General features: G+C 65.2%; 10 protein-coding genes. 2 read left to right on the top strand and 8 right to left on the bottom strand.

Features of this window, described 5'->3' with window-relative positions; translation table 11 throughout:
• Positions 1-25 precede the first annotated feature (25 nt).
• The gene (locus FJ418_RS03610) at positions 26-1,048 is read left to right on the top strand and encodes an AraC family transcriptional regulator (RefSeq protein WP_140863636.1); all 1,023 of its coding nucleotides are present in this window, start codon (positions 26-28) and stop codon (positions 1,046-1,048) included.
• A gap of 306 nt (positions 1,049-1,354) precedes the next feature.
• Positions 1,355-2,473 (top strand): branched-chain amino acid ABC transporter substrate-binding protein, encoded by a 1,119-nt coding sequence (locus FJ418_RS03605; RefSeq protein WP_140863634.1) that lies wholly within the window; start codon positions 1,355-1,357, stop codon positions 2,471-2,473.
• On the opposite strand, the gene FJ418_RS32530 is transcribed toward FJ418_RS03605, so the two are convergent.
• The 8 genes from FJ418_RS32530 to FJ418_RS03570 all read right to left on the bottom strand — a co-directional run bounded on the left by FJ418_RS32530 (position 2,458) and on the right by FJ418_RS03570 (position 11,365).
• Positions 2,458-2,589, bottom strand: a complete 132-nt coding sequence (locus tag FJ418_RS32530; RefSeq protein WP_281407556.1) for a hypothetical protein — start codon at positions 2,587-2,589, stop codon at positions 2,458-2,460. The two genes, FJ418_RS03605 and FJ418_RS32530, sit on opposite strands and share 16 nt — an antisense overlap.
• The gene (locus FJ418_RS03600) at positions 2,586-3,560 is read right to left on the bottom strand and encodes a branched-chain amino acid ABC transporter permease (RefSeq protein ID WP_140863632.1); all 975 of its coding nucleotides are present in this window, start codon (positions 3,558-3,560) and stop codon (positions 2,586-2,588) included. Before FJ418_RS03600 ends, FJ418_RS32530 begins: the two co-directional genes overlap by 4 nt.
• Positions 3,557-4,435, bottom strand: coding sequence for a branched-chain amino acid ABC transporter permease (locus FJ418_RS03595; RefSeq protein ID WP_140863629.1), 879 nt, complete (start codon positions 4,433-4,435; stop codon positions 3,557-3,559). Before FJ418_RS03595 ends, FJ418_RS03600 begins: the two co-directional genes overlap by 4 nt.
• A gap of 3 nt (positions 4,436-4,438) precedes the next feature.
• Positions 4,439-5,149, bottom strand: coding sequence for an ABC transporter ATP-binding protein (locus tag FJ418_RS03590; protein ID WP_140654700.1), 711 nt, complete (start codon positions 5,147-5,149; stop codon positions 4,439-4,441).
• Positions 5,142-5,942 (bottom strand): ABC transporter ATP-binding protein, encoded by an 801-nt coding sequence (locus tag FJ418_RS03585; RefSeq protein WP_140863627.1) that lies wholly within the window; start codon positions 5,940-5,942, stop codon positions 5,142-5,144. Before FJ418_RS03585 ends, FJ418_RS03590 begins: the two co-directional genes overlap by 8 nt.
• Before the next feature lie 4 nt (positions 5,943-5,946).
• A complete protein-coding gene (locus tag FJ418_RS03580; RefSeq protein WP_246682927.1) occupies positions 5,947-7,296 on the bottom strand; it encodes an ABC transporter substrate-binding protein in 1,350 nt (449 codons plus the stop codon).
• A gap of 24 nt (positions 7,297-7,320) precedes the next feature.
• Positions 7,321-8,421 (bottom strand): class II histone deacetylase, encoded by a 1,101-nt coding sequence (locus FJ418_RS03575; RefSeq protein ID WP_140863625.1) that lies wholly within the window; start codon positions 8,419-8,421, stop codon positions 7,321-7,323.
• Positions 8,422-8,629: 208 nt separating this feature from the next.
• Complete coding sequence (locus tag FJ418_RS03570; RefSeq protein ID WP_140863623.1) at positions 8,630-11,365, bottom strand: LuxR C-terminal-related transcriptional regulator; 2,736 nt, start codon at positions 11,363-11,365, stop codon at positions 8,630-8,632.
• Positions 11,366-11,553 lie beyond the last annotated feature (188 nt).

Raw genomic sequence — 11,553 nt, 5'->3', positions numbered from 1 at the left:
CAGAAGGAGGACGGAGCCCTACGCGATGCAGCGCCGGATGATCGCCCCCTGTTTCATGGACGACACGCTCGAATGCCTTCGCCGCCACAACGTCGAGGTGGAGCCTCTGCTGGCTCGCGTCGGGCTGCCGCCGGTGATTTCCGAGCCGATCTCGGCCGAACAATATGGCGCGCTCTGGCACGCCGTCGCGCAGGAGATGGATGACGAATTCTTCGGCGAAGGCGCCCGGCCGATGCGGGCCGGCAGTTTCGCGCTGCTCTGCCAGGCGCTGCTCACCACCGAGACGCTGGAACACGCTTTGCGCAGGGGCCTGCGCTTCCTGCGCGCCGTGCTCGACGATCCGCATGGCGAGCTGACCGTCGGCAATGGGCTCGCCGAAATCAGACTGAGCGATTCCGGGCCGCTGCGCTCGGCCTTCGCCTATCGCACCTTCTGGATCATCGTCCACGGCGTGAACTGCTGGTTGGTGGGCCGGCGTCTCCCGATCCGCTGGGTGGATTTCAAATGCGATATCCCGCCGACGGGGAGCGACTACCGGCTGTTCTTCGGCGCGCCGGTGCGCTTCGACCAGCCCGAAAGCCGCCTCGTCTTCGACGCCGAATTCCTGAAGCTGCCGGTCATCCGCGACGCCTGCGCGCTGCGCGAATTCCTGCGCAGGGCGCCAGCCAACATTCTGGTGCGCTACCGCCATGACGAGGGGCTCTCGGCGGCCATACGCGGACGCCTGCACGCCACTGCGCCGGCGGCGTGGCCGAGCTTCGAGCGGCTTGCCGCCGGCATGCGCATGCAGGTGCCGACCTTGCGTCGCAGGCTTCAGTCCGAGGGCCAGAACTATCGCTCGATCAAGGACGAGATGCGCAGGGCCCTGGCGATGGAGGCCTTGCTCAACGGCAGCCGCAGCGTCGCCGATCTCGCCGCCGACATCGGCTTTTCCGAGCCGAGCGCATTCCACCGCGCGTTCCACAAATGGACCGGCAAGAGTCCGGCCTTGTTCCGCCGCGAGGCCTCGTCCGGCGCCGATCCGCGCGACAATGCGTCCGCGAATTAACAGGCGAGCGACGCATTCCCGAAACATTGCAAAATCGATCACCAAATCTGGGTCTTACGGTCATCGTATGCCACTTCGCTTGCAGCCAATATGCCCTGAAGACGGGGCATTTTGGGTGCGGATTGAAGGCAAGACATCTCTGGTGACGGGGCCTGTTCCGGCCTCATGTCCTGACCCGCTCGCCTGGGCCTGACCTTGCCCAACGGCAAAAACCGGCCCGCCCAAATTCAAGTCAGCTCGATGCGTCGGACGTGGGCATCGCATCGAAGCCGCAACCAGTGCCCACCACGAAAATGGGAGTCTCATATGAAAAAATATCTTTTGTCGGCGGTAGCAGTGGCCACGCTTGTCGCCTTCGCGGGCAACGCCTGGGCGGACATCGTCATCGGCGTCGCCGGGCCGATCACCGGTCCGAACGCGGCTTTCGGCGCGCAGTTCCAGAAAGGCGCCGAACAAGCGGCCGCCGACATCAACGCGGCCGGCGGCGTGCTCGGCCAGAAAATCAAGATCGAGATCGGCGACGATGTCTCCGATCCGAAGCAGGGCATTTCGGTCGCCAACAAATTCGTCGCGGACGGCGTGAAATATGTGGTCGGCCACTTCAACTCGGGCGTGTCGATCCCCGCCTCGGAAGTCTATACCGAAAACGGCGTGCTCGAGGTATCGCCGGCATCGACCAATCCGCAATATACCGAGCGCGGCCTTTGGAACACCTTCCGCACCTGCGGCCGCGACGACCAGCAGGGCAAGGTCGCGGGCGACTATATCGCCGCGAATTTCAAGGACGCCAAGATCGCCATCGTCCACGACAAGACGCCTTATGGCCAGGGCCTCGTCGATGTCGCCAAGAAGGATCTGAACGCCGATGGCATCACCGAGGTGATGTATGAAGGCATCAATGTCGGCGACAAGGATTTCTCCGCGCTCATCGCCAAGATGAAGGCGGCCGGCGTCACGCTGATCTATTTCGGCGGTCTCCACACCGAGGCGGGCCTGATCATGCGCCAGTCGGCGGATCAGGGTCTGAAGGCGACGCTGTTCTCGGGCGATGGAATGGTCTCGAACGAGCTTGCCTCGATCGCCGGCGATTCGGTTATCGGCACCTTGAACACCTTCTCGCCGGACCCGCGGAAAAACCCCGCGGCAAAGGACATCGTCGAAAAGTTCCGTGCCTCGGGTTTCGAGCCGGAAGCCTACACGCTCTACTCCTACGCGGCGGTCCAGATCGTCGCCGCCGCGATCAACAAGGCGGGCTCGGCCGACGACGCGCAGAAGGTCGCCGCGACCATCAAGGCAGGCGGCCCGTGGAAGACGGCGATCGGCGACATCGGCTATGACGACAAGGGCGATATCACGCGCCCCGACTATGTCATCTACGAATGGAAGAAGGGCGAGGACGGCAAGCCGACTTACGCCGGGAAATAAATGCCGCCCAGGCGGGTGAGCGTGACAGAGGATGCCCGGTCCAGACCGGGCGTCATCGTCGGGATCGCGCATTTGCCGTCGCGAATGCCGATGGCGGCGATGAAAACCGTCGTCAATTGCGGCTGGTTCGGCTTCGCTGCAGCCAGCCGTTCAGCCCGTTCGGCCATGCGATGACGAAGACCGCCAGCAGCAGCCCAAGGCCGATGTTGCGGTAGTCGGACAACTCCCGCATGCCTTCGTCGGCCAGCATCAGCACGGCGGCGCCGAGCAGGGGGCCCCATATCGAGCCCAGGCCGCCGATGACGATCATCGCGATCAGGAACAGCAGCGTCGAGAAGGAAAAGACCGTCGGGCCGACGACGCGGAAATGGATGGCGTAGAAGCCGCCGGCGATGCCGGTGAAGAAGGCGGAGACCGCGAAGATCCACAGCTGGTATTTGAAACGGCTGATGCCGCGCGACATGGCGTAGCCCGGATTGTCGCGTAACGCCCGGAAGGCCAGGCCGAGCGGTCCCCGGATGACGACGATCGAAATCGTCACCGCGACCGCCAGCAGCGCCAGCCCGACATAATAGTGGGCGATGTACCATTTCGACGGGAACAGCGCGCGTAGCCCGATATCGCCGAACTGGCCGATGCCGCGCACGCCGCCGAACAGCGGCATGCAGCCGCCGACGGTGGTGAAGCAGTCGGTGTCGTTGACGATGAGCACATACATGACCTGCGCGATCGCCAGCGTCAGCAGCGCCACGTAGGGGCCGCGCAGGCGCAGGCAGGCGAGGCCGATCAGCAGGCCCATCACGACGGTAATGACACCCGCCATCGGGATGGCGGCAAGCATGGGCACCTTCCAGTAAAAGCCCAGCATCGCCGTGGCGTAGGCGCCGGTGGCGAACAGCGCCATCTGCGCCAGCGAGAAGATGCCGCCTATGCCGAGCACGAGGTTCCACTGCACCACGACGATCGCCCAGATGAAGAACAGCGTCGACTGGGTGATGACGTAGCGCCCGGGCATGGCGAGCGGCAGCGCGATGGCGAGAGCCAGGCAGATAATACCGATCAGGATGTCGCGGCGGATCGATGTCATAGGCGCACCACCTGCTGTTTGCCGAACAGGCCGTAGGGCCGCCAGATGAGCACGAGGATGACCAGAAGCAGCAAGGTGGCGAAGCTCCAGCGCACGCCGAGCACATATTGGGTGGCGGCCTCGAGCAGCCCAAGCGCGATCGCCGCGATCACGGCGCCGTAGACATTGCCCAACCCCGCGACCACGCAGACGATGAAGGCTTTCAGCATCGGGTCACCGCCCATCACCGGGGTCAGCGTGGCGATCGAGCTGATCAAGATGCCGGAAACGGCGGCGAGCGCGCCGGAGAGCGCCAGCACCTGCGCATAGACGCGGCCGACCCTGACGCCCATAAGCTGCGCCGCTTCGCGGTTCATCGAGGTGGCGCGGATGGCGCGGCCGGCGCTGGTGCGCTGCAGCAGGATTGCCACCGCCACCATCAGCACGATGGCGACGCCGAGGATGAAGACGTTCTGCAGCGGTATGTGCACATTGCCGATGGCGACCTGGCCGCCAACCGCGAGCGGCTGCGGGATCGGATAGGGTCCAAAACCCTTCAGCATCAGGTTCTCGATGACGCTGCCGATGCCGATCGTGGCGATGAAGATGTTGGTCTCGAAATTCTCGGCCCTGAGCAACGGCAGCGCCGCGCTGAAATAGATCAGCAGCCCGACCAGCGCGCAGACGAATGCTGCGGCAAGAAGCGCGAGCACCGGATGCAGGCCGGCATGGACGATGGCCGCGTAGCAGATATAGCCGCCGAGCGTCAGGATGGCACCGTGCGCCATGTTGAGCATGTTGAGCGAGCCGTAGACCAGCGACAGGCCGATGGTGGCGACCGCGTACATGGCGCCGAGCGTCAGGCCGGAAGCGACGATCTGGATCAGGACGTCCATCGCTCACACTCCGAGATAGGTTTCGACGATTTCCGGGCGCGCCATCAGTTCCGCGCCCAGGCCCGACCAGGCGATGCGGCCATTGTCGAGCAGGTGGATCATGTCGGCATGCTCGGCGATCCGCTCGGCGTTCTCCTCGACCAGAAGAATGGTGCGGCCCTCGCGTCTTAGGTTGAAGATGACCTCGTAGATCTGCTCGATGACGATCGGCGCCAGTCCCAGCGAGGGCTCGTCAAGCATCAGCACCTCGCCGCCCGCCATCAGGCCGCGGCCGATGCCGCACATGCGCCGCTCGCCGCCTGAAAGCGTGCCGGCGGTCTGGTTGCGACGCTCCTTCAGCTTGGGCAGCAGCGCAAAGACGAAGTCGAGCCGCTCGGCCAGTCCGCCGCTGTTGGCGTAGGCGCCCATCAGCAGGTTCTCGTGCACGGTCATCGCCGGAAAGAGCAGGTCGCCCTGCGGAACCTGGATGACGCCGCGTTCGACGATCTGGTCGGGGCGCAGGCGGTCGATGCGCAGGCCGTCGAGGCGGATCTCGCCCGACGTCACCGGCACCAGTCCGGAAATCGCCTTGAGCAGGGTGCTCTTGCCATGGCCGTTGGGGCCGACAATGGCGGTGAGCTCGCCCTTCCTTGCCGACAATTTGATGGCGTCGAGCACGATGCGGCCGGCATAGCCGGCGCTGGCGTCGACGATCTCGAGCGCCGCCTCAGCCATGCGTGGATTCCATGAAGGAGCGCAGCCGCTCGGAGGCGCCCTGGCCGAGATAGACGTCGACGACGGTGCGGTCGTCGAGAAGCTTTGTCGGCAGGCCTTCGAAAATCTTTTCGCCGTGATGCATGATCATGATGCGGTCGGAGAGGCGTACCAGGAAGCGCATCACATGCTCGATGAGGATGATGGTGACGCCCGCCGCCTTGACGGCGCGCACTGCGTCCATCACACGGTCGACCTCGCGTGCGGTCAGGCCACCGACGGGCTCGTCCATCAGCAGCAGTTTCGGCTTCGTCGCCATGGCGCTCGCCATCATCAAGAGCTTGCGGTCAAGCACCGGCAGCTTGCCGGTGACCTTGTCGGCGCGGTCGGCGATGCCCAGCATTTCAAGCGCGGCATCGGCGGCCTCATGCGCCGCGCGGCCGGCGCGCAGCGTCGGCACGGCCCGGTTGCTTCGGCCGAAATAGGCGCCGACCAGCACGTTCTCGCGCGCGGTCATGCTGTCGAAGCCGGCATTGAGTTGGAAGGTTCGGGCAACGCCGGCATGGCAGATCTGCTCGGGCGCATGCCCGGTGATGTCCTGGCTGTCGAGCACGATCGCGCCGGTGGTGGCCGGGTTCAGCCCCGATATCACCTCGAACAGCGTCGTCTTGCCAGCGCCGTTCGGTCCGCCGATGCCGAGGATTTCTCCAGCCCCGACATCGAAGGACAGATCGCGGACGGCCGCGAGCGCGCCGAAGGACTTGCCGACATGCCTGCACGACAGCAATGGCGTCGCGGCGGCGTCTCCCGTCATCCGGCTAGGCCTTGATCCATGGCGGCATCATGAACTTGGTCGTGCCGTAAGGGGCCGGCGCGATCAGGCCGGGACCCTTGGTGTAGTCCTGGATCTGCAGGAATTGATGCGGCATGCCGAGCGATGAATCGTTGACCTGGGTCGGATAGGTGTAGGCGGCGTTTTCGAGCGGCATGAAACGGGTCGTGCCGGTGACGCCGCGCCATATCATCGCGCTCATCCGGGCCGCGACCTTGCGGTTCTGGTCGTTGTTGCCGGGTTCGCCCGTGCCGCCGGCAAGCGCCGCGGCAGTCGCCCAGACATAGGCGCCGTCATAGGGCTGCGCGCCGGAATTGTGGCCTGCGTTCGGGCCGAACTTTTCCTTGTAGCGCTTCTCGAAGGCGGTGCCGATCTCGTCCTGCAGCGCGCCGACGACGGTCGCGTAGATGATGCCGTTGGCCGCCTCCTTGGCGATATCGCGGAAGGCCGGGATCGACGGGCCGTATTGCATATAGACCAGGCTCGGCGTCGGGTTGGAGGCGAACTGCAGCGCGAACTGCCCGAGATCGGCAGGCAGGAAGTGGGTGATGCAGATCACCGCTGGCGGATCCTGGCGGATCTTGGCCAGCGTCGGTCCCCATTCCGAAGCGGGCACGCTGACGGTCTCGAACAGGCTTATATCCCAACCATAGCTCTTGGCCTGCTCCTTGACGGCGTTGGCGATGTTGGAGGCATAGACGCCGGCCGACAGGATCACCGCCATCTTGTTGTTCTTGCGCTTCCACTCGCCGTTCTCCTCCAGTCCCTGCAGGAACTTCAGGAAGCCGGGACCGTACCAGTATTCGGCAGGGTCGCCCTGGAACGAGCCCCAGTAGCGGTCCGGGTTGGACTTCACCAGATTGTTGTGGCCGATCGTGGTGTCGTAGTGGACGTAGATGATGCCGTTGTCGGCGGCGACCTCCTGGATCGCGGCGCCCGAGCCGATATTGTAGCCGTTGAGGATGGCGTGCACGCCATGCCGGTCGACGAGGCGCTGCGCCGCCTGCACGTTGGTGGCGTCGCCCATCTGCGCGGTGTCCTCGAAGGAAGGTTCGAGCGGCCGGCCGAGGATGCCGCCCAGCGCGTTGATCTCCTCGCAGGCGAGCGTCAGGCCGTTCTTGAACTCTATCCCGTCGGGCGCGGCGAAGTCGGTGGTCGGCCCGCACTGGCCGACCGGGATCGGGTCGCCTTCGGCGCGCGCCTCGTTGTTCATCGCAAACAGCATGGCCGGCATGCCGGTCAGCGTCGCGGCGGTCGCAAGTCCGCCCTTGATCAGGAAGTTGCGGCGAGAGCCGGCAACCACATTCGGCGTGGTGAGTTTCGAACTGCGCTTCATCTCGATTCCCCTTATAGGTTTTTGTCAGTTTATGTTTTTGACCAGTTCGGCCGCCCGGTCGATGATCGCCGTCTGATGCGGCTGCGCCGACATTCCACCCCATTGTCCCATCAGTTGATCCCACGGGTCCTCGACGCCCGTACGGTGTCCGCAAAGCTCCTCGATCACGGCCAGGCCGCAGTAGGGCACGTACATTTCGGAGTAGCCGCCCTCATGCGTCATCACCAGGCGCCCGCCGCACAGCTCGCGCGCCGCGTCGAGCAGCATGCGCGCCAGCCTGCGGTAGCCGCTGGAATTCATCAGCATGCGCCCCATCGGATCGACGCCGGAAGCGTCGAAGCCCGAGGGCACCACGATCAGCTCCGGCTTGAAGCGCGTCAGCGCCGGGATCACCACGCGCTCGAACGCCGCAGCGTAAGCGCCGGGACCAGACCCCGGGGGCAGCGGCACGTTGATGTTGAAGCCCTTGCCCTTGCCCTCGCCATTTTCGCCGATCGCGCCGGAATTGGCCGGGAACAGATTGTCCTGGTGCAGCGAGATCGAAAGCACGCTCGGATCGTCGTAGAAGATCGCCTGCGTGCCGTTGCCGTGATGCACGTCCCAGTCGACGGTCGCGATGCGGGTGAGGCCGTGCAGCTGCTGCGCATGGCGGATGGCGATCGCCGCATTCGAGAACAGGCAGAAGCCCATGCCGACATCGGCGGTGGCGTGATGGCCCGGCGGACGGATCAGCGCATAGGCGTTGTCCACCTGGCCCGTGATGACGGCCTCCATCGCCTTGATGGCGCCGCCGGCTGCCAGGAGTGCGATTTCATAGCTGCCGGCGCCGAGCGGCGTCAGCAAGCTGGCGTCGCCATAACCACGGTCGCTGATCTCCCTGATCCTGGCGATATGCGCCGGCGTGTGGACCCGCGACAGTTCCTCGACAGTGGCGCGCCGCGGCTTGATGGCGACCAGATGGTCAAGGATGCCGCTCACTTCCAACAGGTTGCGCAGACGCCGCTTGGTCTCGGGATTTTCGGCATGGGTGCCGGGCTGAACCGTCAGGCTCGGCGGAAAGACCTGGTTCCAGTTCCAGGTGTTGTGCCAAAGATAAAGTTCGTGAAAAACGAAACCCGTCGCCATGCGGCTCCCACCCAGCGTATTTCGACCGGATGATGGCCCGCTACATTAGCGCTGTCCCGACACCTTCGGGTAATGGGTGGTCTTTTTGAGCCCACCCTTTCGGGTGGTTAGAGCAATTCCAGGAAAAGTGTGGACGGTTTTCCGTACGGAATTGCGTAAAATTAAAGGGATAGAGCGGGTCACCGTTTCCGTGAAACGGTGACCCGCTCTATCCCGCCAATTGCCGCTCCGTGGCGGCGTCGAGCCCGATTTCCTTCAGCTTGAGGACGGCTTCCGTCCGGCTTGAGACGCCGAGCTTGCCGAATATGTTCTTCAGGTGCCATTTCACGGTGTCGGGCGCCATGGACAGCGTCTCGGCCAACTGGCGGTTTGTGTAGGCGCGCAGAAGCAGGGCGGCGACATCGGTTTCCTTGCTGCTCAGCATCTGCTTCCTGCCAGCGATTGCAATCGGGCGCGCGCGTTCGGGCGCGGTCTTGCCCAGTTCGCGCAGAAGCGTGTCGACAAAGGTGGCAGTGCTGGAATTGCGCGACCAGGCTGGAATTCGTGCCCGGGCGAATTCGAGCACCTCGCGCATCGGCAAGCCCTCATCGATCAGCGAGCGCAATGCGTTCTGTGGCAGCGCCAGGGTGACGACGTCGACCGCCGCCGCCAGCGCCAGCAGCGTTTCGCCCGCGCTGTGCGCGGCGATCGCGACAAGTGCCCGCACCTGCATGAAGCCGCGCAGGCGGCCATCGCGCCGCATGCGTTCGGCAATACGGTCGAGCACGGCGATGGCCTTCGCCGGGTGGCCCTCGGCGATCAGCACGCGCGCGGCGCCGATATGGGCATATTCGTCGAGCGGATGGATTGGCGCGGGCCGGCTTTCGGCCGAAGGCTCGATGCCGCGCGAGCGCAGCGCCAGCCGCGCGGCACGGACGTCGCCGCGCGACAACAGCAGCCGCACCCGCTCGTTCAGCGCGGCGGCCGTCAGCCGGCGGTAGCGCTTTTCGATGCCCAGCCGTTCGGCGCGTTCGAGGAAGACGATGGCCTCGTCATGCCGCCCATGCGCGGCGGAGAGGCGCGCCAGATGCAGCTTGCACGCCATCTCGTGCACGACGAGCCCGCATTCCTCGATGATCTGCCGGTGCTGGTGCAGGATGCGCTCGGCACCCTGCAGGTCGTTCCATTCATAGGCGAGCTCGACATGGAAGATCGCCGTCATCGCTTCCGTGTAGGAACCGGACCCGAGGCGCTCTCGGGCGAGCCGGCAGGCGCGGTCGAGCAACTGGTGGGCCTCGGCGAGGTTGCCGGCGGAGATCTCGACCAGCCCCAGCAACAGGTCGCAATAGACGATGCCGAAGACGGAATTGGCGGCCGCGTGATGGTCGCGCGCCGCGAGGCTGCGCAGCCGCGCGGCGTCTAGCTCGCCGAGCGAATAGTGGCTGAAGGCGCAGATATTGGCGAGCGTGCCGCGTGCGAAAGGCTCGTCTTCGGGAAAGTCCGCCAGCCAGCGCGAGGCGACGCGGATCGCGGTGCGGGAGCGGTCGGTGGCGCTGACGACGCCGGCCGTCAGCGTCTGCAATTCGGCCTTGAGCGAGCGGGTGGTCGCGCGGTCGATCTCGCCGCGCTCGGAAAGCTGCCCGACCAGGATTTTGGCCTGTTTGAGGATGCGGACCGCCTGGCGCGGCCGGCTCATGTGGAACTGCGCCCAGACACGGGCAAGCAGCAGGCGAGGGCGGGCGGCGATGAGGTCCGGGGGAAGCTGGTTCAGCCACTCGGTCAGCTTGGGGATGTGGCCCTGCATGGTGAGCGGCATGGCGCATTCCTCGACCAGGCGCGCCGCATGGTCGGCATCGCCGCTGGCAAGCGCGTGGTCGACCGCGTCGGAGATATGGCCCCGGGCCGCCAGCCAGGCGGCTGCGGCGCGATGCAGGTCCCTGCGTGCCTCCGGCGCCCAGGCATCCAGCCTGTTGCGCAGGAATTCGGAGAACAGGTGGTGATAGCGGAACCATTGTCCGGAGGAATCGAGCGCGATCAGGAAAAGGTTCGAGTGCTCGATGGTCGCCAGTGCCGAGGCGCAGTCCCGTCCGGGACAGACCGCCTCGACGAGGCCCAGGCAGAAGCGGTCGAGGATCGAGGTCCTGAGCAGGAAATCCTGGATTTCGGGCGCCTGCCGGGCGAGCACGTCGTGGGTCAGGAACATCGCCACGTCGCGCTGGCTGCCGGAAAATTCGGCAATGAAGGCTTCTCTCGAGCCCTCATGCGCCAGCGCCAATGCGGCCAGCTGCAGGCCGGCCGGCCAGCCTTCGGTCTTGTGATGGAGCGCCACCACGGCCGAGACGGCGAGGTCGAGGCCGCAGACATTGGCAAGATAGTCCTCGGTCTCCTCGAGCGAAAAGCGCAGGTCGCTGTCGCCGAGGCTGACGACATGCCCCTTCATCTTCATATGGGCGAGCTCGAGCGGCAGCTCGCCGCGGGTTGCGAGCACGATGCGCAAGGCCGGCGGCGCATAGGCGACCAGCATGTTGATGCAGGCGGCGATCTCGCCGGAGACGATCAGATGGGCGTCGTCGAGAACGAGGTAGATCGGCGCGGCGCGGCGCGACAATTGGTTGATGATGGCGGTGAGGATGGAATCGACCGGCGTCACCGGGCTGGAGTCGATCAGCGATTCCGCGTTGCCGGCAATATCGGGGTCGACGCGGTGGAAGGCGGCGGCAAGATATTTAAGGAAGCGGGCGAGATCATTGTCCAGCCGGTCGATCGACAGCCAGGCGACCTGGGCGATGCCGCCGGATATGCCGGCCGCCCATTGCGAGAGCAGGGTCGATTTGCCGAAACCGGCAGGCGACGTCACCACCGTCAGCTTACCCGCCGTCGCGGCGTCCAGCGTGCGCAGCAGCCGCGGCCTCCGGACCAGGGCGTCGCGCAAATGAGGCGGCTGGAGCTTCGTCTCTATCAGCATCTGGTTCTCGGGTTGCTGCTTTCGGCGCTTTTAATAAACGCGCAGTGCGGCGCGGAGGCAATGGTCGGGCTGGGAGCACGTCGATGATCGCGATACGGTTCGTTGTTGCGAATCCGTTCTGTCGTTGCGGTGCCGAAGCGCCTGCGGTAATCTCAGGCGGATTGGACGATACGCATGCATCCTGTCGT

Source organism: Mesorhizobium sp. B2-8-3, assembly GCF_006440815.1.
Lineage (GTDB): Bacteria > Pseudomonadota > Alphaproteobacteria > Rhizobiales > Rhizobiaceae > Mesorhizobium.
Note: the sequence above shows the minus strand (reverse complement) of the source record. Positions and strands in the feature narration are given on the sequence as shown.

Excerpts from the sequence above, each read along its gene's own strand:
- FJ418_RS03585 (WP_140863627.1), bottom strand. The coding sequence starts at position 5,942 with ATGACGGGAGACGCCGCCGCGACGCCATTGCTGTCGTGCAGGCATGTC.
- FJ418_RS03605 (WP_140863634.1), top strand. The coding sequence starts at position 1,355 with ATGAAAAAATATCTTTTGTCGGCGGTAGCAGTGGCCACGCTTGTCGCC.
- FJ418_RS03610 (WP_140863636.1), top strand. The coding sequence starts at position 26 with ATGCAGCGCCGGATGATCGCCCCCTGTTTCATGGACGACACGCTCGAA.
- FJ418_RS03580 (WP_246682927.1), bottom strand. The coding sequence starts at position 7,296 with ATGAAGCGCAGTTCGAAACTCACCACGCCGAATGTGGTTGCCGGCTCT.
- FJ418_RS03590 (WP_140654700.1), bottom strand. The coding sequence starts at position 5,149 with ATGGCTGAGGCGGCGCTCGAGATCGTCGACGCCAGCGCCGGCTATGCC.
- FJ418_RS03595 (WP_140863629.1), bottom strand. The coding sequence starts at position 4,435 with ATGGACGTCCTGATCCAGATCGTCGCTTCCGGCCTGACGCTCGGCGCC.
- FJ418_RS03575 (WP_140863625.1), bottom strand. The coding sequence starts at position 8,421 with ATGGCGACGGGTTTCGTTTTTCACGAACTTTATCTTTGGCACAACACC.
- FJ418_RS03570 (WP_140863623.1), bottom strand. The coding sequence starts at position 11,365 with ATGCTGATAGAGACGAAGCTCCAGCCGCCTCATTTGCGCGACGCCCTG.
- FJ418_RS03600 (WP_140863632.1), bottom strand. The coding sequence starts at position 3,560 with ATGACATCGATCCGCCGCGACATCCTGATCGGTATTATCTGCCTGGCT.